This window comes from Cupriavidus sp. 01L45 (assembly GCF_056399885.1).
In genome coordinates this window covers 42894-63618 of record NZ_JBFTSG010000017.1, presented here as the reverse complement: position 1 = coordinate 63618, position 20725 = coordinate 42894, and the positions used below count along the sequence as shown (strand labels likewise).

The window sequence follows — 20725 nt, the reverse complement described above, 5'->3', positions numbered from 1 at the left end:
GGCGCCACCGCATTGGACGCATTGGAAGCAGTCATGTCATTGAATTTCCCTGTCTCGCGCGAGGCCGCCGGCTCCGATCCGGCCGTGCAGGATCCACTGGCGCCGATGCCCTTTGCGGCACGGGACCTGTCCGTCGCTCCGCCCGCCGCCCCGGTAGCGCGCGACCTTTCCGTGCTGGCCTGGCTGGCGCCGAGCCTGCGCGCCGCGCTGGACGATGCCGCGGCCGAACTGGGTCATTACGTCGATGAAGTGCAGCAGGCGCCCGAAGCGCTGGGCGCGCGGGACACCACCTCGCTGCGCCTGGCGGGGCAGCATCTGCACCAGGCCGCGGGCGCCGTGCATATCGTTGGCCTGCGCGGTGTCGATCCGTATTGCCAGGCGTTGCGCCGGCTGCTGGAAGGCATCGACGGCGGGGCAGTCGCCGCCGACGCCCAGACCTTGGCCGCCTTCCGCCTTGGCGTGCAGGCGCTGGCCGAGTACGTCGATGACCTGATGGTCGGCGACGATGAAGATCCGGTGCGGCTGTTTTGCTCCTATGCCGACGTGCTGGGCCGGCTCGGCGAGGACCGCGTGCACCCTGCCGACCTGTGGGTCGACGAACTGCAGATGCTGCCCGGCATCCTGCTGCCGACGCGCATGGCCTCCACCGTGACGCGCGCGCGCCAGCGTTTCGAGGGCGCCTTGCTCAAGGCGCTGCGCCTGCCGGTGCCATGCTCCGAACCCAGCCTGTTGCGCGAAGCGTATCTGCCGCTGGAATCCGCGCTGGAAGACGTGCGCGCGAGCGAACAGGAGCTGCGCCGCGCCACCGATCACCCGGACCGCGGCGTGTGGCACGTGCTGGCGCTGGTGTTTGGCGCGCTGGCCCACGGCCTGCTGCCGTCGGACCTGCTGGCCAAGCGGCTGGCGGGGCGTGCGCATCTGCTGCTGCGCCAGTACCTGCAGGGCCAGGTGCGGGTGCCCCAGGCGCTGCTCAACGATGCCGTGTATTTGCTGGTCACCACGAGCAGGATGCCGGCCGCCAGCGAGCCGGAGAGCGCGGCCGTGCTGGTGCTGCGCTCTGCCATCCGCGAGTGCATGCAAGCCTTCCGCATCGACGCGGCGCATGCGTCGGCGCATGCCGATTTCCGCGTGCGCTACTACGGCTGGCTCGACCCGATCGATACGCACAACCTGCAGCAGGCGGCCGCCGCGCTCGAACGGGCGGCGGGCGCCGGCGCGGAATACATTGAATGGCAAAACGCGCTGGCGGTGCTGGCCGAAGCCGCGCAGCCGCTGGCCCAGCCGGCGTTGCAGCGCTGCCTGGATGCCGCCGCGCACCCTGCGCTGCAGGTCCGTTCCGGCGATGACAATCTTGGCGGCATCGGCGCCATCGCGCTGTTCCTGGGGCGTGCGCTTGCCTTGCCGTGGCGTGTGCATGGCAGCACCGGCCATGCCGCGGCGGCTGAATTCGCGCACCGTTGCGATGAACTGGCCTCGCATCTCGGCGAGCGCCAGCGCGGCGACCAGGCGACGCCGCCCCCGCGCTGGCTCGCACAGATGGTGGACCAGGCGCGCGCGCAACGCTTGCGCGAGGCCGCGGTCGCGCAGTTGCGCGGCCATCTCGACAGCGGCGAATCGTGGCTCGATGCCTATGACCGCGACGCCGCCCGCGCCGAGGCCGGCGCACACCTGCGCGATGCCGAGCGCGCGTTCGTGGCGCTGGCCGGCACGCTGGAGCAATTGCGCGACGCCGGCGCGCTGCCCGACGCGCTGCGCGCCGACGCGCAGGCGGTAGCGATGGCATTGGAGCGCGTGATGCCAGCCCTGGAGTGGCTCGCTGGCGCCCGCGCCACGCAAGTCCCGGGCGATGCCGCTACCGGTGCGGGCAACGAGGCCCACGCCGCGAGCGAGCGCGCCGCCCGGCTTGCCGCGATCGCCGGCGAACTCGGCGCCGTGCATGCCTTTATCGATGCGCTGGCCTTTGGCCGGAGCCCGGCGGCGGAGGTGCGGGACGAGGCCGCCAAGGCTGACGGCCAGGCCGTGCAAAGCGGCGCCGTCTCCCACGCGGCCCTGCTTGCCAGGGCGCGCGCGGCTGCCAGCGATGCCGTGCGCCACCCGGCCGCCGCCGACGCGCCCGAGGTGAAGACGCTGCGCGCGGCGCTGCAGGCCATGAATGAACAGGCCGCCATCGACGATGCTGCCGCTTTGCGCCGCCAGGCCATCGAAGCCACCACCCAGCTCAATGCCTGGCTGGCCGGTTCCCACGGCGCGGCGGAGCGGCTGGTGGTGGCGCTGGCCGATGCGCTGCCGGCCGGTGCACCGGGCGCACCCGCGATGCCGGCTGCGGCCGGGGATGCGCAGAAGAGCGAGAAGCCCGAGAAGGCAGATGCGGCCGGCATCGATGCCGAACTGCTCGACATTTTCCTCAGCGAATCCGTCGAGGTGCTGGGCGAGGTCGCCAGCGATCTCGACGGCGGTCTGCCGGCGCTGCAGGATGCCGATACCATCAGCCGCCTGCGGCGCGCCTTCCATACGCTGAAGGGTTCCAGCCGGATGGTGGGCCTGCACCGCTATGGCGAGGTGGCCTGGGCCATCGAGCAGGTGATGAATCTGTGGATTGCCGAGGCACGCGCCCCCGCGCAGGCCCTGCTGGACCTGTTGTTGCGCGCCCACCAGGAGCTTGCCGGCTGGGCCCAGGCGCTGCGCGGCGATGCCGAGGCGGTGCACGATGCCGCCGGCCTGCTGGCCGTGGCACAGTCCGTGCGCGCGGGCGAACAGCCGGAGCCGGCATCGGGCCATGACCTTGTGGCGCCACAGTCCCTGGATGCGCAGAGCGGGCAGGTGCAGCAAGGGCAGGCAGAACCGGAACCGGAAACGGAGCCGGAACAGGAGGCACAGGCCGGTCTTCCGGCGGCCGGAGCCGGCGACGATGCCAGCGCCGGGGCGGACGCCAAAGTCATTCCCTTCCGTTTCGCCARCACGCCCGCGGAGGAAAACGATCACTACAAGCTGATCGGCCCGGTGCGTATCAGCCTGCCGCTGTACAACGTCTACCTGCAGGAAGCCGACGACCTGATCCGCCAGTTCGCCACCGATGTTTCCGAGTGGCGCCACGAAGGCCGGCCCTGCCCGAGCGAGCTGGCATTGCGCGTGGCGCACACGTTGCAAGGCAGCGCGTCCACGGTCGGACTGGAGCCGGTGCGCGCGATTGCCGAGGTGCTGGAGCGCCTGATGCTGCAACTCGGCGCGCACCCGGTGGCGATGCACCCTGGCGACTTCCGCCTGCTGGAGCAGGCGGTCGAGCGCGTGCGCGGCATGTTGCACCAGTTTGCCGCCGGCATCTGGCCGGCCGCCGACGAAGCGCTCTGCCGCAGTCTCGCCGAGTTGGGCGAGCGTGCCATGGTGCGGCCGCGGCTGGCGATGCCGGCGGCGCCGGAGTTGCCGCCCGAGGCGGAGGACGCGCCGGTTGCGCTGTTGTTCGGCAAGCTGGCGCCCGCGGCCAATGCCGGCGCGCTGTACGATGCCGCCATCACGGTATTGGATACGGCGGGTGTGGATGCCGGTCATGCCGATGCGGCCAACACGGGCGAAGCTTCCTTCTTCGCGCATGCCGACACCGGCAGGATCCCGCCGGCGCCCGGCGCCGCGGATGTGCATGAAATCGCGGGCGCTGCGCACCCGCTGGCCGATGAAATGGCTGCGGAAGAATCCCTCGATCCGGCGCTCGTCGAGATTTTCCTGGAAGAGGCGCACGGCAGCCTCCCCGAACTGGGCAAGCTGCTGCGCGGCTGGGAGACGGCGTCCGGCGATGGCCGGCACGCCAGCCACGCTGGCCTGATCCTGCGCGCCTTGCATACGCTCAAGGGCAGTGCGCGCATGGCCGGCGCGATGGCGCTGGGCCAGGCAGCCCACGAGATGGAGACCCTGCTCGACGCCGCCGTGCGCGCGGATCGCGTCGGGCCGGTCTTGTTCGTGCGCCTGTATGCCTGGTACGACCGCATCCTCGCGCATAGCGAGGCGCTGCAGGCTGGCCGCCTGCTGCCGGTGGACGATGCCGACCTGATCAACGCCCTGACCGGGCTGAACAGCGCGCCGGCGGCGCGGGCCCCGGCGGACATGGCCGGCACGCCGGTACCCGCCCAAGATGCACCACAGGATGCCCCGCAAGGTGGTGGCGAGGGCAGCCCGGCGCCGTTGGCGCGTTCCGCCGTACAGCCCTGGCTGCAAGCCGGGCCCGTGCGCCCCGTGGTGCCTGCGCCGGGCGACGCGCTGGCGCCGGCAGCGGACGCCGGCGAACGCCAGCGCGCGCTGGTGCGAGTCCAGGCCCGCACGCTGGATACGCTGATCACCGACGCCGGCGAAGTCGGCGCAACGCGCGCGCGGCTGGAAAGCGAACTGGATGCGATGCGCAGCTACCTGGGCGAACTCAACGACAACGTGGCGCGCTTGCGCGGCCAGTTGCGCGAGATCGAGATCCAGGCGGAGTCGCAGATGGCCTCGCGCATCGCCGACGCCCAGCACAAGCAGGAATTCGATCCGCTCGAGTTCGACCGCTTCACGCGCTTCCAGGAACTGACGCGGATGATGGCCGAGTCGGTCAACGACGTGGCAACCGTCGAGCAGAACCTGCAGCGGGGCTTTGACCGCGCCACTGGCGACCTCGATGCGCAGGCCCGCCTCACGCGCGGCTTGCAGCGCAGCCTGATGCAGGCGCGCATGGTGCAGTTCGACGCGCTGGCCGAACGCCTGTACCGCGTGGCGCGGCAGGCCTCCAGCGAGACCGGCAAGGACGTGCGCCTGCTGATCAAGGGCGGCACCGTGGAAGTCGACCGCTCGGTGCTGGACCGCATGGCCGGCCCGATCGAACACCTGATCCGCAATGCGGTGGTGCATGGCATCGAGGCCGCCGAGGTCCGCCGCGCCGCGGGCAAGCCGGCCGCCGGCGCGCTGACGCTGGAAGTGCAGCAGGAAGGCAACGAGGTGGTGCTGCATTTCGTCGACGATGGCGGCGGCCTTGACCTCGCCCGCATCCGTGCACGGGCCATCGAGCGAGAGCTGCTGTCCCCGGACGACGACGCGGGCGATGCGCGGCTCACGGAACTGATCTTCGCCCCCGGCTTCAGCACGGCCGATAGCGTCTCGGAACTTGCCGGGCGTGGCGTCGGCATGGACGTGGTGCGCGCCGAGACCGTGGCGCTGGGCGGGCGCATCGCGCTGGCCACGCAATCCGGACAAGGCACCCGCTTTACCGTGCACCTGCCGCTGACAACCGCCATCACGCAGGTGCTGCTGGTCACGCTGGGCGGCCGGCCGTTCGCCATCCCGAGCGGCATGATCGACCAGGTCCAGCAATTGCGCTCGCAAGGGCTGCTCGAAGCCTACAACCAGGGCAGCCTCGACGTGCCCGGCGGCGCGGTGCCGTTCCATTACCTCGGGACGTTGCTGGAGGAAACGCCCGCGATTGCCGCGGGCAAGAAGTATTCGCCGGTGGTGGTGGTGCGCAGCGGCGCCGAACGCATCGCCGTGCACGTGGACGAAGTGATCGGCAACCGCGAAGTGGTGGTCAAGCACATCGGCCCGCACCTGGCGCGCCTGGAAGGCATTGCCGGCGCGACCACGCTGGGCGATGGCGAGATCGTGCTGATCTACAACCCGGTGGTGCTGGCGCAGCGCTTCGTGCGCGAACGCGGCGAGGCGGCGCGTCCGCGGATCGCCGATCTCACCTACCTGGCGCAACAACCGGCGCAACTGGCGCAACCGGCGCTGCTGGGCGCGGTGGCTGAACTCTCACACGGCGAAGCCGCGCCGGTGCAGGGCCTGGGCACGCAGCCTACCGTCATGGTGGTGGACGATTCGCTGACCGTGCGCAAGGTCACGCATCGCTTGCTGACACGCGCGGGTTATCAGGTGGCGCTCGCGCGGGACGGCGTGGATGCGTTGCGGCAGTTGCAGGAGATGATGCCGGATGCCATGTTGGTCGATATCGAGATGCCGCATATGGATGGCTTCGACCTGACTCGCAATGTGCGGGCGGATAGCCGTACCGCGCATATGCCGCTGGTGATGATTACCTCGCGCACGGCGGAGAAGCATCGCCGCTATGCTGCGGAGATCGGTGTCAATGTCTACCTGGGCAAGCCGTATAACGAGGATGAGCTGCTCACTACGTTGCATCAGTTGCTGGGTGAGCGTGCGGCGGGGACGGCGGGGTCGGTGGCGCAGATGTTGGGGGAGGATGCGGGGAATTGAGGTGGGGGGCTTGGCGTCAAAGACTTAAAGCCTTAAAGCCTAAAAGCCTAAAAGCCTAAAAGCCTAAAAGCCTAAAAGCCTAAAAGCCTAAAAGCCTAAAAGCCTAAAAGCCTAAAAGCCTAAAAGCCCTAAAGTCAAAGGCGGTTTCACCACCCCTGCGGGGCGGCGACCTACTTTCTTGTCTTTCCAAGAAAGTAGGCAAAGAAGGCGCGCCGGATGGGGCGACCCCCCCTCGTCGGCAGACAAAAAGAGCGGCCGGGACCCAAACTCGCATCGCCTTAAGGCGATACTCAAACATGGGTCCCTCTTTTCCGCTCTTTTTGCCTGCCGACTAGGCGCCCCATACGGCCTGGTACACCTTGACGGCTCGCTTCGCATCGCGCCGGGGTGCGGACCGCCCTTGGGGGCGCTCCGCACGGCTACACCCATCGTGATCCGGCTCTATCGCTCTTCCTTGCCGCTGGTTTGCTCTCCCGCTTGCGGGAGAGGGGACGGGAGAGAGGGTGGGCGCTTGATGTGGCGCCCGCCCTCAAATTCCTACTTGTTCACCATCCGCGCCGGCACCGACAGCGTCAGCGCCGCGCCTACCACCAGACACGCCGCCAGCAGATACATCCCGGAATCCGTGCTTTGCGTGAGGTCCTTCAGCCAGCCTACCGCATACGGGCTGATAAAGCCTGCCAGGTTGCCCAGTGAGTTGATCAGCGCAATACCCGCCGCGGCGCCGGTGCCCGCGAGAAATGCCGTGGGCAGACTCCAGAACAGCGGCAGCGTGGTCAGGATGCCGATGGTGGCCAGCGTCAGTCCGAGCAGTGCCAGCACTGTGTTGCTGTGCCATTGCACCGACAGCACCAGCCCAAGCGCGCCGGCCAGCGCGGGAAGGGCGATATGCCAGCGGCGCTCGCGCGTGCGGTCGGCGCTGTAGGCCACCAGTATCATGCCGACCACCGCGCAGCCATAGGGAATGGCGGTGAGCAGGCCGATGTCCAGCGGGCTCTTCACGCCGGTCTGCTTGATGATCGTGGGCAGCCAGAAGCTGACGCCGTACAGGCCCATCACGAAGCAGAAGTAGATCGAACTCATCAGCCAGACACGCGGGCTGGTCAGCACCTGGCTGACCGGCGCGTCTTCCTTGTGCATGTCCTCGTTGGCGATATTGCGCTGGAGCAGGGCCTTCTCTTCATCGTTCAGCCACTTGGCGTGGACGATGCGGTCGTCGAGGTAGGCCAGCACCACCAGCCCCACCAGCACCGACGGGATGCCTTCGAGCAGGAACATCCATTGCCAGCCCGACCAGCCGTTGTGGCCGTCGAAGGATTGCATCACCCAGCCCGACAGCGGCCCGCCGATCACGCCGGCAAGCGCAACCGCAGTCATGAAATAGGTGGTGGTGCGCCCGCGCCGATGCGATGGGTACCAGTAGGTCAGGTAGAGGATGATGCCGGGGAAGAAGCCAGCCTCGGCGATACCAAGCAGGAAGCGCAGCACGTAGAACATCGTCGGCGTGGTGACGAACATCATCGCCGCCGAGATCAGCCCCCAGGTGATCATGATCCGGGCAATCCAGATGCGCGCGCCCACCCTGTGCAGGATCACGTTGCTGGGCACCTCGAACAGGAAGTAGCCGATGAAGAAGATGCCCGCGCCCAGCCCGTAGACGGTCTCGCTGAACTGCAGGTCGTTAAGCATCTGCAGTTTGGCAAAACCTACGTTGACCCGGTCCAGGTAGGCCACTACGTAGCAAAGCAGCAGGAAGGGAACGAGACGCCAGCTCACCTTGCGGTAGGTGGCATCCTCGAAGGTGGGGTCGGCTGCGCCGCTGTGTACTGCGGTTGTTGTCATGCTGTCTCCTCTGGGATTTACTCTCTGTGATTGCACGATACCGCTGGATGAGGGGCGCCGCCTGCTACATGCGGCCCCCCGCGTTGAATGCGATGGCCGCACCGGTGCCACCGCCTTGCGCGGGCAGGGCGGCCGGCAAGCGTGCCGTTCGCGGCAACGGTGCCGGGCTCATGTTGGAGCGGCCTGCTAGTGCGCGAACGGGCCGCGGCCGCGCAGCGCGTTGGCGACCATCATCAGCGCGAGCAGGAAGGGCAGGGCCACATAGAGGCACCAGTGCACGCGGTCGCCCACGGTGTCGCCCCACTTGCGCTTGAAGACCTGCAGGCGCGGCATGGCCGAGGGGTTGGTGGCGCGTTTGTTTCTGACATGCCACGCCATCCAGAAGAAGAAAATGGCGAACGCGACCGACAGGAAGTTGATATTACCCATGTTGTATGGCGATGGTTTTCAGTGTGGTGAATCCGTACAGGGCTTCGAAGCCCTTCTCGCGGCCGTGGCCGGACTGCCCGCTGCCGCCGAAAGGCAGTTCCACCCCGCCGCCGGCACCGTAGTTGTTGATAAAGRCCTGGCCCGCGCGCAGCTTGTGCGCCAGCCGCAGTTGCCGTGCGCCGTCGCGGGTCCAGACGCCGGCGACCAGCCCGTAGGGGGTGCCGTTGGCGAGCGCGATGGCTTCGGCCTCGGTGTCGAAGGGCGTTGCCGCCAGCAGCGGCCCAAAGACTTCTTCCTGCGCCAGCCGGTGCGCCGGCGGCACGTCGCGGAACAGCATCGGCACCTGGTAGTAGCCGGATTCCGGCGCTTCCGCCACGATCTGTCCTTGCGCCATCGCGGTAATGCCGGCGTGCTGCGCGTCGGAAACGAAGTCCCATACACGCTGTTGCTGCTTGCGGTTGATCAGCGGGCCGCATTCAAGGTCCAGCTCCGATGGACCCACGCGCAGGGACTCGAACACCGTGGCAAGGCGGTCGAGCACGGCATTGTAGAGCGGGCGTTCCACCAGCACGCGGCTGCCCGCCGAGCAGGTCTGGCCGGCGTTCTGCACGATGCCGTTGACGATGACCGGCACCAGCGCATCGACATCGGCGTCGGCGAACACGATCTGGGGCGACTTGCCGCCCAGTTCCAGCGTGACCGGCACGTGGTTCTCGGCTGCCATCTGCGCGATCAGCTTGCCGGTCTGCGGCGAACCGGTGAAGGAGATGTGGTTGATGCCGGGGTGGCGCGCTAGTGCGGCGCCGGCTTCGTGGCCATAGCCGGTGACGATATTGAGCGCGCCTTCGGGCAGGCCGGCCCCGGCCGCCAGCTCCGCCACCCGCAGCAGCGACAGGCAGGCGTCCTCGGCGGGCTTGACCACGCAGGCATTGCCCGTGGCCAGCGCCGCGCCGACGCTGCGCCCGAAGATCTGCAGCGGGTAGTTCCAAGGGATGATGTGGCCGGTCACGCCATGCGGCTCGCGCACGGTCAGCACGGTGAAGCCCGGCTGGTAGGGAATGGTCTGCCCGTGCAGCTTGTCGGCCGCGCCGGCGTAGAACTCAAAGTAGCGCGCCACGGCGCGCGCGTCGGCGGCAGCCTGGCGCAAGGGCTTGCCGGTGTCGCGCGCTTCCAGCGCGGCGAGTTCGGCTTCATGCTCGATCAGCGTCAGCGCCACGCGGTTGAGCAGGCGTGCGCGCTCGGCGGGCGCCATGGCGCCCCAGGCGCCTTCGGCGGCCTGGCGGGCGGCGTGGACGGCCACATTGATGTCGACCGCGTTGCCGCGGGCGATTTCGGCGAAGGGCTCGCCGCTGGAAGGGTCGAATACCTTGATGCGCATGCCGGAATCCGGCGCGATCAGGCGGTTGGCAACGAAGTGCTGGGCGTGCATTGAAATGGCTCCGGCTGGATGCGACCGTCAGCCTGTGGCTGTTAGTGCGCCTGTCGATGCGTCATTGGGACAATTCAGCATTATCACTCACCGCGCGAGGCGCGCAAGGCACGTGGCGTCAGGCCCGGGTCAGCTTCGAACCGCTATAATGCCCGCCATCCTCAAACACAGGCATCTGGAGAGCAAGCATGAGCTTCAACCTCGTTTCCCCCGGCAAGGACATCCCGAACGATTTCAACGTCATCATTGAAATCTCCGCCCAGAGCGATCCGGTGAAGTATGAAGCCGACAAGGAAACCGGCCTGCTCTTCGTCGACCGTTTCATCGGCACCGGCATGCGCTATCCCGCCAACTACGGTTTTGTTCCGCAGACCCTGTCGGGCGACGGCGACCCCGTCGACGTGCTGGTGCTCTCGCCGTTCCCGATCCTGGCCGGTGCCGTCGTGCGTTGCCGCGCGCTGGGCATGCTCAAGATGACCGACGAGTCGGGTGTGGATGCCAAGCTGATCGCCGTGCCCCTGGACAAGCTGTCGCCGGCCACCGCCTTCATGAAGGGCCTATCCGACGTGCCGCAGAACCTGCTGGACCAGATCAAGCACTTCTTTGAGAACTACAAGGCACTCGAAGCGGGCAAGTGGGTCAAGGTGGAAGGCTGGGCCGGCATCGAGGAAGCCCACAAGGAAATCACCGACGGCGTGGCCAACTACACGAAGTAAGCCTTCGCCGCCCCGGGCGGCGCGCCGCAGGGTCGGTCATGGCCGTTTCCCGCGCCTGGCTGAACCGCAGCTGAACGAACCCCGCCACGGCGGGGTTTTTTGTTGCGTCGGGTTTGATGGAGGCCAAAGACACCATGAAGCCTGTGGGTTAAGCTCCAATCACAGAACAACTCGGCAGAAAGACTGCCAATCCCCATGTACGTTACCTCTTCGAAGCCATCCGCGACGGTTCGCTATTCCGGTCTGGCGGTCTTCTTCCACTGGGCGGTGTTCCTGCTGATTGCCACCGCGTACGCCGCGATCGAACTCAAGGGCTTTACCGCAAAAGGCAGCGCCGCCCGCGCCCTGTCGATGTCGGTCCACGAGTGGGCTGGCGCGCTGGTGATTGTGCTGGCGGTGCCGCGCCTGCTGTGGCGCCTGATGGGCGGGGCGCCGGCGCCCGAGCCCGGCCCGCGCTGGATGCATCTGCTGGGCGGCGCCATGCACCTCCTGCTTTATCTGTTTATCTTCATACAGCCCGTGCTGGGCCTGCTGGCCCTCAACGCGGGTGGCCACCTGATGACGCTGCCGGGGCTCGGCATCGAACTGCCCTCGCTGGTGGCGCAGAACGCGGACCTGAAGGATGCCCTCAAGGAAATCCATGAAACGCTGGGTACCGCCTTCTACACGGTGATCGGGCTGCATGCGGTGGCCGCGCTGTTCCACCACTACATGCTGGGCGACAACACGCTGCGGCGCATGTGGCGTTGACGCGGCAAGCCGGCCAGCCATGGCCGGCTTCAGCCGCGGGCAAACGGCGTGCGGTCGTTGAGTTCGTCCAGGTAGGCGTCGATGCCCTGGCGCTCGCGCACGAGGAAGCGCTCGACGGCATCGGCGAAGGACGGATGCGCCAGCCAGTGGGCGGAGCGGGTCGCGACCGGCAGGAATCCGCGCGCCATCTTGTGTTCGCCCTGCGCGCCGCCTTCGAAGGTGCGGATACCCTGCGCGATGCAGAATTCCAGAGGCTGGTAGTAGGCGGTCTCGAAGTGCAGGCATGGGTGGTGCTCAAGCGCCCCCCAGTAGCGCCCGAACAAGGTGCTGCGTGCGGGGTCGCCGTCGTAGACCACCAGGGAGGCGGCGATCGGCTGGCCGGCACGCATGGCCACCACCAGCAGCAGGTTCTCCGGCATGGCGGCACCGATGCGCCGGAAGAAGTCCAGGTTCAGATAGGGCGTGGAATGATGCTCGCGGTAGGTCTGGCGATAGCAGCGATGGAAGAAGCGCCATTCGTCGTCGCCGATCTCCGCGCCCCGCAACTGGCGGAAGGTGATGCCAGCTTCCGCCACGCGGCGCCGTTCGGCGCGGATGTTCTTGCGCTTCTTTTGCGAGAGCGTGGCCAGGAACGCCTCGAAGCTCTCATAGCCCGGGTTGGTCCAGTGGAACTGCACGCCATGCCGCATCAGCATGCCGGCGTCTGCCATCAACGCGGCCTCATGCTCGTCCGGGAAGAGCACATGCAGGGATGACAACTGGCTTTGCTCCGCCACCGCCAGCGCGGTTTGCAGCAGGACACGGCGCGCGCCCACGTCCTTGGCCAGCAGCCGCGCGCCCTGGACGGGCGTGAAGGGGATCGCGGACAGCAGCTTTGGGTAGTAGGGAAGGCGGTGCTGCGCATAGGCGTCGGCCCAGGCCCAGTCGAACACGTATTCGCCATACGAGTGCGATTTCGCGTACAGCGGCATGGCCGCCACCAGGCGCTCGCCGCCGCCTTCGTGCGGAGCCCACAGGGTCAGGTAGCGCGGGCTCCAGCCGGTTTCGTCGCAGGCGCTGCCGCTGGCGTGCAGGGCGTGCAGGAAGGCGTGGCGCAGGAACGGCGTGGCGCCGGGCTGCGCCGCCACCAGGGCATCCCATGTGGCCGCCGGCAGCTCGGACAGATCGAAAACGATCTGCGTGCGATAATTCTCCATCCGCTCGTGTTCCTGTCCGCCTTGTGCCGCAGCCGCCCCTGGGGGGCTTGCGTCAGGGTGGTCCGGTCCCGGCTTGCAAGATTCAGACTGCATTGCGCTAGATCCGCTCATCATTTGCCTGCTGCCGACGCCTCGGTGGCGCCGGCCAGGGCCTTGTTCCGCCATGGCTGTCCGCGCCGCGCGAGCTTTGCGCGGGCGGCAGGGCCGGTTGAGTCTACCGGAAATGGCGCGGTGCGGCAGGCAACATCCGGCAACCCGCCGGGCAGGCTAAACTCTCTCACTAACCAACGACTATATAAGGGGCCAAAATGAAGCAGATTACCGCCATCATCAAACCGTTCAAGCTGGACGAAGTGCGCGAGGCGCTGGCTGACATCGGCGTGACCGGGTTGACGGTAACCGAGGTGAAGGGCTTTGGCCGCCAGAAAGGGCATACCGAGCTGTACCGCGGCGCCGAGTACGTGGTCGATTTCCTGCCCAAGATCAAGATCGAGGTCGTGGTTGCCGAGAACCAGCTCGATACCGTGCTCGACGCCATCGTCAAGGCGGCGCACACCGGCAAGATCGGCGACGGCAAGATCTTCGTCACCGAGATCGAGCGAGTGATCCGCATCCGCACCGGCGAGCAGGACGAGGCCGCCGTCTAAGCGCTCCGCGCAGGCAATTCAGCACCGGCGCAATCCTGGCGGTCCCGGGGGAGGGGCGCCCGGATTGCCCGGCTAGCTCGGCAGCTTCCAGCCGAAGCGCACGCACAGCAGGCGCGTCGCCGTGATGGTGATCGCGCCCGCGAGCAGGGCCAGTTCCTGCTCGGCCCGCACCCAGGTCAGGCCGACATAGACCCAGCAACCGACAAAGGCACAGGTGGCATAAGGCGACCTGTCGCGCAGGATCATCGGCACCTCGTTGCACAGCACATCGCGCACCACGCCGCCGAACACCGAGGAAATGATGCCCATCATGACCGCCACGGTAGGCGTCATCTGCGCCACCAGCGCGAGCGACGTGCCGGTGACGGAAAACAGCCCGAGGCCGATCGCATCGGCCGTGATCATGGTGCGCTCGGACGCCACCCGGCTGACTACCCGCAGCACGAACGAAGCGCCGAGCGACATGACGAAGATCAGGATCACATAGCCTTCGTGGTCGACCCAGTAGAAGGGCCGGCGGTCCAGCAGCACGTCGCGCACCGTGCCGCCGCCGAAGGCGGTGGCGAACGCCACCACAAACGTACCCACGGCATCGAAGCGCTGCTTGCGCGCGTCGACCACGCCGGAGACGGCGAAGGCGAGCACGCCCACCACTTCCATGACATGCAGGATCAGGGGCAACCGCCCCATCAGGAGATCGAGCGGCAGATGCATCGTGCGCGCGGCCTCAGGCGTGCGGCTGGCGCAGCAGCACCATCAGCGCGCCGGAGCCACCCTCGGCACCGCGCGCCTGAACGAAGGCCAGCACTTCTTCCTTCTGTACCAGCCAGCTGCGCACCTTGCCCTTGAGCACCGGCGTCTTGTCCGGCGAGCCGTTGCCCTTGCCGTGGATCACGCGCACGCAGCGCACGCCGCGCTTGACCGAGCGCCGCACGAACTCGGCCAGCACCTCGCGCGCTTCGTCGCTGCGCAGGCCGTGCAGGTCGATCTTGTCCTGGGGCACCCATTCGCCGCGGCGCAGCTTCTTGACCACGTCCATGCCGATGCCCGGCCGGCGGAACGACAGGGTTTCATCGGTATCCAGCAGGTTCTCGACGTCGAATTCGTCGGAAAGCGATGCGGCCAGCACGGCCTTGTCGTCCAGCTGGGTTTGTACCGGTACCGGCGCGGGGTGGCGCGGCGTGGGCGTGATGCGGTTACGGTCGCGCAGGGCGCTGACGTTGCCCACGCTGCTGCGGAAGACGTCAGCCTCCTCGCGTGCGCGCTGGGCGACGCTTTCCGCCTCGCGGCGTTCGGCTTCGCGCCGCTCGGTGTCAGCCTTGAGGGATTCGCGCAGGCCAGCCAGGTCGGTCAGGCCGAAGCGCTTGGGCGGGCTGGCGGGTTTCTTTGCGCCGTGCGTCATGGAATTCTCCGGGGTGCTCGGCGTGATTATAAAGTGGGGGGAGGTAGTGCAGACGGGCGGGACTGGCGTCGCGCCCAAGGGCTCGCGCGGCCATTTATCCGGGCGCCCRCGGCACGGTGATCGCTGTGCGCAGCGAATCACAGTGCGGCAGGTGCCGGGGGCAGGCGCTTACTGCAGCGCTTCCACGTAACGCTGGGCGTCCAGCGCTGCCATGCAGCCCGTGCCGGCGCTGGTGATGGCCTGGCGGTAGATGTGGTCCTGCACGTCGCCGGCGGCGAACACGCCGGGGATGCTGGTAGCCGTGGCATCGCCGGCCAGGCCGGTCTTGGTCACGATATAGCCGTTGCGCATGTCGARCTGGCCCTCGAACAGGTCGGTATTGGGCTTGTGGCCGATGGCGATGAACACGCCCGCCAGCTTGAGTTCTTCGGTCTTGTCGCCCTGAGCATCGCGCAGCTTGACGCCGGTCACGCCGGATTCGTCGCCCACCACCTCGTCCAGCACGGTGTTGTAGCGGATTTCGATGCGGCCTTCCTTCTCGCGCTGGAGCAGGCGGTCGACCAGGATCGGCTCGGCGCGGAATTTGTCGCGGCGGTGGATCAGGGTGACCTTGCTGGCGATATGCGACAGGTAGAGCGCTTCTTCCACCGCGGTATTGCCGCCGCCGACAACCGCGACTTCCTGGTTCTTGTAGAAGAATCCGTCGCAAGTTGCGCAGGCCGACACGCCGCGGCCCATGAACAGTTCTTCCGATGGCAGGCCGAGGTACTGGGCCGAGGCGCCGGTAGCGATGATCAGCGAATCGCAGGTGTATTCACCGGCATCGCCGACCAGGCGGATCGGGCGTTCGGTCAGCTTGGCGGTATGGATGTGATCGAAGATGATTTCGGTGTTGAAGCGCTCGGCATGCTCCAGGAAGCGCTGCATCAGTTCCGGGCCTTGCACGCCGTTGGCATCGGCTGGCCAGTTTTCCACGTCGGTCGTGGTCATCAGCTGGCCACCCTGGGCCAGGCCGGTGATCAGCACCGGCTGGAGGTTGGCGCGGGCCGCGTAGACGGCAGCGGTATAGCCGGCGGGGCCGGAACCGAGAATCAGCACTTTTGCGTGTTTGGCCATGATGCTTTCCTATGGCTGGTGCGCCTTGGTGCGCGCCAGCGTGAATCGAAACCAGCATTATAAGTGGACCGGCGTTTGCTCACTGTTGCAAATTCCAATGGGAGCGATAGCCCCGGCCAAGGTTAAAATGGCCGGCAAACCAAACTTCACACGGTAACCCAGACCCAGGCATGGCCCGAGCTACTACGACAACACGTACCGATCCATCCGCGCTGCCCTCGCGCATCGGCAAGCTGCTGGGCGAAGTGCGCTGGTTCCTGTTGCTGGCTGTCACACTGGCCTTCGTCTGCATCCTGGCCAGCTACAGCAAGGCGGACCCCGGCTGGTCGCACGCCAACCAGGTGGCCGACATCCACAACCTGGGCGGCCGCGTGGGCGCCTGGATGGCCGACGTGCTGTTCTTTATCTTCGGCTTCTCCGCCTACTGGTGGGCGGTGCTGTTGGTACGCCGCTGCTGGCGCGGCTGGCGCGCGCTGACCGCCGAGCTGCCCGAGCGCAACGGCGAGGCGCGCCAGGGGCTGGTGGTGAGCTGGATCGGCTTTGGCCTGTCGCTGACCGCCAGCATGGGCCTGGAAGCCATCCGCATGTATCCGCTGCGCTCGGCGCTGCCGCGCGCCCCCGGCGGCGTGCTGGGCGACCTGCTGGGCGGCTGGATGCAGATGGCGCTGGGATTTACCGGCGCGACCCTGCTGCTGCTGCTGACGCTGGCCATCGGCCTGTCGCTGTTCTTCCATTTCTCGTGGCTGTCGGTGGCCGAGCACATCGGCGGCTTTGTCGAGAACCTCTTCCTCGGCTTCAAGGCGCGCCGCGAGAGCAAGCAGGACCGCATCATCGGCGAGGCGGCCAAGGTCGTGCGCACCGAAACCGTGGAAGTGCAGCGGGTCAAGATCGAGGAGGCGGCGCCGGTGCAGATCGTGCGGCCGCAGGCGGTGCCCAAGCACGAGCGGGTGGAGCGCGAGAAGCAACAGCCGCTGTTCGCCGATATCCAGGACTCCGACCTGCCGCCGCTGGCGCTGCTGGACCCCATCCCGACGCACCAGGAAACCGTCAGCGCCGAGACGCTGGAATTCACCTCGCGCCTGATCGAGAAGAAGCTCAAGGATTTCGGCGTCGAGGTCAAGGTGGTGGCGGCCTACCCGGGTCCGGTCATCACCCGCTACGAGATCGAGCCGGCCACCGGCGTCAAGGGCAGCCAGGTGGTCAACCTGGCGCGCGACCTGGCGCGGTCGCTGTCGCTGGTTTCCATCCGGGTGGTGGAAACCATTCCCGGCAAGGTCTACATGGGGCTGGAACTGCCCAACCCCAAGCGCCAGACGGTACGGCTGTCCGAGATCCTCGGCTCGCAGGTCTACAACGAGAGCGCATCGAACCTCACCATGGCGCTGGGCAAGGACATCGCCGGCAAGCCGATGGTGGCGGACCTGGCCAAGATGCCGCACTGCATGGTGGCCGGCACCACCGGCTCCGGCAAGTCGGTGGGCATCAACGCCATGATCCTGTCGCTGCTGTACAAGGCCAAGGCAGAGCAGGTTCGGCTGATCCTGATCGACCCCAAGATGCTCGAAATGAGCGTCTACGAAGGCATCCCGCACTTGCTGTGCCCGGTGGTGACGGATATGCGCCAGGCCGGCAACGCCCTCAACTGGGCGGTCGGAGAGATGGAGCGGCGCTACAAGCTGATGAGCAAGCTCGGCGTGCGCAACCTGGCCGGCTACAACAAGAAGATCGACGAAGCCGCCGCGCGCGAGGAGAAGATTCCCAACCCGTTCAGCCTGACCCCGGACGCGCCCGAGCCGCTCGAAAAAGTGCCGATGATCGTGATCGTCATCGACGAGCTGGCCGACCTGATGATGGTGGTGGGCAAGAAGGTGGAAGAGCTGATCGCGCGTATCGCGCAGAAGGCCCGCGCCGCCGGCATCCATCTCGTGCTGGCCACGCAGCGGCCGTCGGTCGATGTGATTACCGGCCTGATCAAGGCCAATGTGCCGACCCGCATCGCCTTCCAGGTCAGCAGCAAGATCGATTCGCGCACCATCCTGGACCAGCAGGGCGCGGAGGCGCTGCTGGGCATGGGCGACATGCTCTACCTGGCGCCCGGCACCGGCTTGCCGATCCGCGTCCACGGCGCCTTTGTTTCCGATGAGGAAGTGCATCGCGTGGTCGAGAAGCTCAAGGAAGGCGGGGAGACCAACTATATCGAGGGCATTCTCGAAGGCGGCGTGGCCGAGGGCGACCTGGGCGGCGACAGCATGGGCGGCGGCGCCGGCATCGGCGGTGGCGGCGGCGAGGCCGATCCGCTCTACGACCAGGCCGTCGACGTGGTGCTGAAGAACCGCCGCGCATCGATCTCCCTGGTGCAGCGCCACCTGCGCATCGGCTACAACCGCGCCGCGCGGCTGCTCGAGGACATGGAAAAGGCCGGCCTGGTTTCCGCCATGTCCGGCAACGGCAATCGCGACATCCTGGCCCCGGCCGGCACCGCCCGCGAAGAAGAATGAGCCGCCGCGCGTAACATGCTGTTACGCGCGAAGCACATGGTTGCGGAATCCGCCATGCGCCCAGGGCTCTAACCGGACAGGCGGCGCTGCCGCATTGGCGCCGCCCCCCCTCCACCAAGCAAGGACAAACCATGCGAATCCGCATTCTCGTGTCGGCATGTGCCGCGGCAGCCATGCTGTCGCTGGCGGCAAGCGCGGCCATGGCTGCCGGCACCGACCAGCTCCAGGCCTTCGTCGCGGGCGTCAAGAGCGCCAGGGGCGAGTTCACCCAGCGCCAGGTCAAAGGGCAGGGCGACAGCCTCAAGGTGGCCAGCACCTCCAGCGGCACTTTCGCGTTTTCGCGTCCGGGCAAGTTCACCTGGCGCTATGTCAAGCCTTACGACCAGCTGCTGCAGGCCGATGGCCAGACGCTCTACATCTACGACAAGGACCTGAACCAGGTGACCGAGCGCAAGCTCGACGGCGCCCTGGGTTCGAGCCCCGCCGCGATCCTGTTCGGCAGCAATGACCTGGAAAAGAACTTCGCCGTGAAGAACGGTCCCACCCGCGACGGCGTAGAGTGGATCGAACTGACGCCCAGGTCCAAGGACACACAGTTCGAACGCATCGGCATCGGCTTCAAGGCCGGCAACCTGGAGGCGATGGAATTGCGCGATGCGTTCGGCAATACGACGCTGCTGACGTTCAGCGCGATGCAGAAGAACCCCTCGCTGCCCGCCGACACCTTCCGGTTCACGGTGCCCAAGGGCGCCGATGTGTTGAAGCAATGAGGCCTGCCATGATCCGAGCTTCCCTCTCCCGGCTGGCCCGGCGCCGTGGCGGCGCCGTCGCCGGCATCGCGGTGGCCGTGCTGCTCGCCGCCTGCGCGGGCCAGAACGGCGCCAGCAAGCATTTCGATGTCGATGCCTTCCTGCGCGCCTCCGACACCGCCTTGCCCGAAGTGCTCGCCAATCCGGATTTCCTCACCGCCACGCAGGCAAGCGCCAACGATTGCGCCGCGTTGCTGCAATCGACCAGCAGTGGCGTGCTGGAAGACCTCCACCCAACCGGCAGCGGCCGCGGACCGGCCTGGCTGCTGCATCCGGCGGGTTCTCCGGGCAAGGTCTGGCTGGTCGTCAGCAAGGGCAGCGGAGAACGGACCTGCCATGGGCCGCTGCCTGCCGATGCCATGAAAGTGCTGGTGGAGCGCGCCGGCGCCTGAATCCGGGTGGCGGGGCGAGGCACGATGGTGATGCCGCGTAATGATCCGGCCTGAATGGCCCCGCCCGGGGCCTTCCAACATTACAACGTTGTAACTTGACCTCCGAAATAGGAATGATTATTGTTCCTTGTTCGTCTTGTGTGAGGATGCTTCCACTGCACCTCCAGGGCGAAGCAGAACATCATCCAGGGGGAGAGTCATGACCGTATTCCGTCACTTGCTGCCGCGCGCCGCCGCGCTTGCCGTGTTGGCGCTGCCGCTCGCCGCGAGCGCACAGGAAAAAGTGCTGAACCTTTACACGGCACGCCATTACCAGACCGACGAAGCGCTCTACGCCAATTTCACCAAGCAGACCGGCATCAAGATCAACCGCATCGAAGGCCAGGAAGACCCGCTGCTGGAGCGCATCAAGAGCGAGGGTGCGAACAGCCCCGCCGACGTGTTCATCACGGTCGACATCGGCCGCCTGTGGCGAGCCCAGCAGGCGGGCGTGTTCGCGCCACTCAAATCGAGCGTGCTGGACTCGCGCATTCCCGCCAACTACCGCGACCCGAACGGCGACTGGTTCGGTTTCTCGGCGCGGGCCCGCGTGATCGCCTACAACAAGGCGGCAGTCAAGCCCGGCGACATCAAGAGCTATGAAGACCTGGCCGATCCCAAGTGGAAGGGCAAGCTGTGCATCCGTTCCAGCGGGCACGTCTACAACCTGTCGCTGATGTCCAGCCTGATTGCCCACGATGGCGAGGCCAGGACGGAGCAATGGACGCGCGGTGTGGTGGCCAACCTGGCGCGCGCGCCCAAGGGCGGCGATACCGACCAGCTCAAGGCGGTGGCCGCCGGCGAATGCGATATCGCGGTCGCCAATACCTACTACATCGCCCGCATCCTGAAGTCGGCCAAGCCCGAGGACAAGGCCGTGGCGGAGAAGCTGGGCGTCGTGTGGCCCAACCAGGCCAGCCAGGGCGTGCATATGAACATCTCTGGCGGCGGCATGCTCAAGCATGCGCCCAACAAGGCATCGGCGCGCGCGTTCCTGGAGTACCTGGCAAGCGACGAGGCGCAGCGCTATTTTGCCGATGGCAATAACGAGTGGCCGGTGGTGGAAAGCGTGAAGATCAGCAATCCGGCACTCGAAGCCATGGGCAGCTTCAAGGCGGACAAGATCAATGTTGCTGAGTTGGGCAAGTACCAGCCGCAAGCACAGAAGGTAGCGGACAAGGCTGGTTACAAGTAAGCGCGGTCTGACTGGGCGGGACGGGAATGGCGGCGCA

The 20725-nt window shown here is 67.0% G+C and carries 15 protein-coding genes; 8 read left to right on the top strand and 7 right to left on the bottom strand.

Annotation, left to right across the window (positions count from 1 at the left end):
• The first annotated feature begins 33 nt into the window (after positions 1 to 33).
• Positions 34 to 6228, top strand: coding sequence for an Hpt domain-containing protein (locus tag AC1DT6_RS13800; RefSeq protein WP_477114733.1), 6195 nt, complete (start codon positions 34 to 36; stop codon positions 6226 to 6228).
• 537 nt (positions 6229 to 6765) lie between these two features.
• Here AC1DT6_RS13800 and AC1DT6_RS13795 read toward each other — a convergent pair.
• The 3 genes from AC1DT6_RS13795 to AC1DT6_RS13785 all read right to left on the bottom strand — a co-directional run bounded on the left by AC1DT6_RS13795 (position 6766) and on the right by AC1DT6_RS13785 (position 9928).
• The gene (locus AC1DT6_RS13795) at positions 6766 to 8070 is read right to left on the bottom strand and encodes an MFS transporter (RefSeq protein WP_441631119.1); all 1305 of its coding nucleotides are present in this window, start codon (positions 8068 to 8070) and stop codon (positions 6766 to 6768) included.
• A gap of 186 nt (positions 8071 to 8256) precedes the next feature.
• Positions 8257 to 8499, bottom strand: a complete 243-nt coding sequence (locus tag AC1DT6_RS13790) for a hypothetical protein (RefSeq protein ID WP_035859752.1) — start codon at positions 8497 to 8499, stop codon at positions 8257 to 8259.
• Positions 8492 to 9928: an aldehyde dehydrogenase family protein gene (locus AC1DT6_RS13785; RefSeq protein ID WP_477114732.1), complete on the bottom strand. Its 1437-nt coding sequence runs from the start codon at positions 9926 to 9928 to the stop codon at positions 8492 to 8494. The genes AC1DT6_RS13790 and AC1DT6_RS13785 overlap by 8 nt, the downstream gene beginning before the upstream one ends.
• Before the next feature lie 188 nt (positions 9929 to 10116).
• Here AC1DT6_RS13785 and ppa point away from each other — a divergent pair, with 188 nt between their 5' ends.
• Both ppa and AC1DT6_RS13775 read left to right on the top strand, forming a co-directional pair.
• Positions 10117 to 10644 (top strand): inorganic diphosphatase, encoded by a 528-nt coding sequence (gene ppa / locus AC1DT6_RS13780; RefSeq protein ID WP_035859760.1) that lies wholly within the window; start codon positions 10117 to 10119, stop codon positions 10642 to 10644.
• 195 nt (positions 10645 to 10839) lie between these two features.
• Positions 10840 to 11394 carry a cytochrome b gene (locus AC1DT6_RS13775; RefSeq protein ID WP_441631114.1) on the top strand — a complete coding sequence of 185 codons (555 nt, stop codon included), beginning with the start codon at positions 10840 to 10842 and terminating at the stop codon, positions 11392 to 11394.
• Between the two features lie 29 nt (positions 11395 to 11423).
• Here the strand turns inward: AC1DT6_RS13775 and AC1DT6_RS13770 are convergent, their stop codons facing one another.
• A complete protein-coding gene (locus AC1DT6_RS13770; protein ID WP_441631112.1) occupies positions 11424 to 12590 on the bottom strand; it encodes a GNAT family N-acetyltransferase in 1167 nt (388 codons plus the stop codon).
• 308 nt (positions 12591 to 12898) lie between these two features.
• Here AC1DT6_RS13770 and glnK point away from each other — a divergent pair, with 308 nt between their 5' ends.
• Positions 12899 to 13237 (top strand): P-II family nitrogen regulator, encoded by a 339-nt coding sequence (glnK, locus tag AC1DT6_RS13765; protein WP_441631110.1) that lies wholly within the window; start codon positions 12899 to 12901, stop codon positions 13235 to 13237.
• A gap of 72 nt (positions 13238 to 13309) precedes the next feature.
• On the opposite strand, the gene AC1DT6_RS13760 is transcribed toward glnK, so the two are convergent.
• The 3 genes from AC1DT6_RS13760 to trxB all read right to left on the bottom strand — a co-directional run bounded on the left by AC1DT6_RS13760 (position 13310) and on the right by trxB (position 15755).
• On the bottom strand, positions 13310 to 13951 hold the full coding sequence (locus tag AC1DT6_RS13760; protein ID WP_441631108.1) for a trimeric intracellular cation channel family protein: 642 nt from the start codon (positions 13949 to 13951) through the stop codon (positions 13310 to 13312).
• Between the two features lie 13 nt (positions 13952 to 13964).
• Positions 13965 to 14639 carry a Smr/MutS family protein gene (locus AC1DT6_RS13755; RefSeq protein WP_441631106.1) on the bottom strand — a complete coding sequence of 225 codons (675 nt, stop codon included), beginning with the start codon at positions 14637 to 14639 and terminating at the stop codon, positions 13965 to 13967.
• Positions 14640 to 14807: 168 nt separating this feature from the next.
• Complete coding sequence (gene trxB / locus AC1DT6_RS13750; protein ID WP_477114731.1) at positions 14808 to 15755, bottom strand: thioredoxin-disulfide reductase; 948 nt, start codon at positions 15753 to 15755, stop codon at positions 14808 to 14810.
• A 170-nt stretch (positions 15756 to 15925) separates the two neighbouring features.
• On the opposite strand from trxB, the gene AC1DT6_RS13745 reads away from it, so the two are divergent.
• The 4 genes from AC1DT6_RS13745 (at position 15926) to AC1DT6_RS13730 (ending at position 20688) form a co-directional block, all read left to right on the top strand.
• Entirely contained in the window at positions 15926 to 18253 is a 2328-nt protein-coding gene (locus AC1DT6_RS13745; RefSeq protein ID WP_441631102.1) for a DNA translocase FtsK, read from the top strand.
• 131 nt (positions 18254 to 18384) lie between these two features.
• On the top strand, positions 18385 to 19023 hold the full coding sequence (gene lolA / locus AC1DT6_RS13740) for an outer membrane lipoprotein chaperone LolA (RefSeq protein WP_045237963.1): 639 nt from the start codon (positions 18385 to 18387) through the stop codon (positions 19021 to 19023).
• A gap of 8 nt (positions 19024 to 19031) precedes the next feature.
• Positions 19032 to 19454, top strand: a complete 423-nt coding sequence (locus AC1DT6_RS13735; RefSeq protein WP_441631100.1) for a hypothetical protein — start codon at positions 19032 to 19034, stop codon at positions 19452 to 19454.
• Between the two features lie 199 nt (positions 19455 to 19653).
• The gene (locus AC1DT6_RS13730) at positions 19654 to 20688 is read left to right on the top strand and encodes a Fe(3+) ABC transporter substrate-binding protein (RefSeq protein WP_276286312.1); all 1035 of its coding nucleotides are present in this window, start codon (positions 19654 to 19656) and stop codon (positions 20686 to 20688) included.
• Positions 20689 to 20725: the final 37 nt, after the last annotated feature.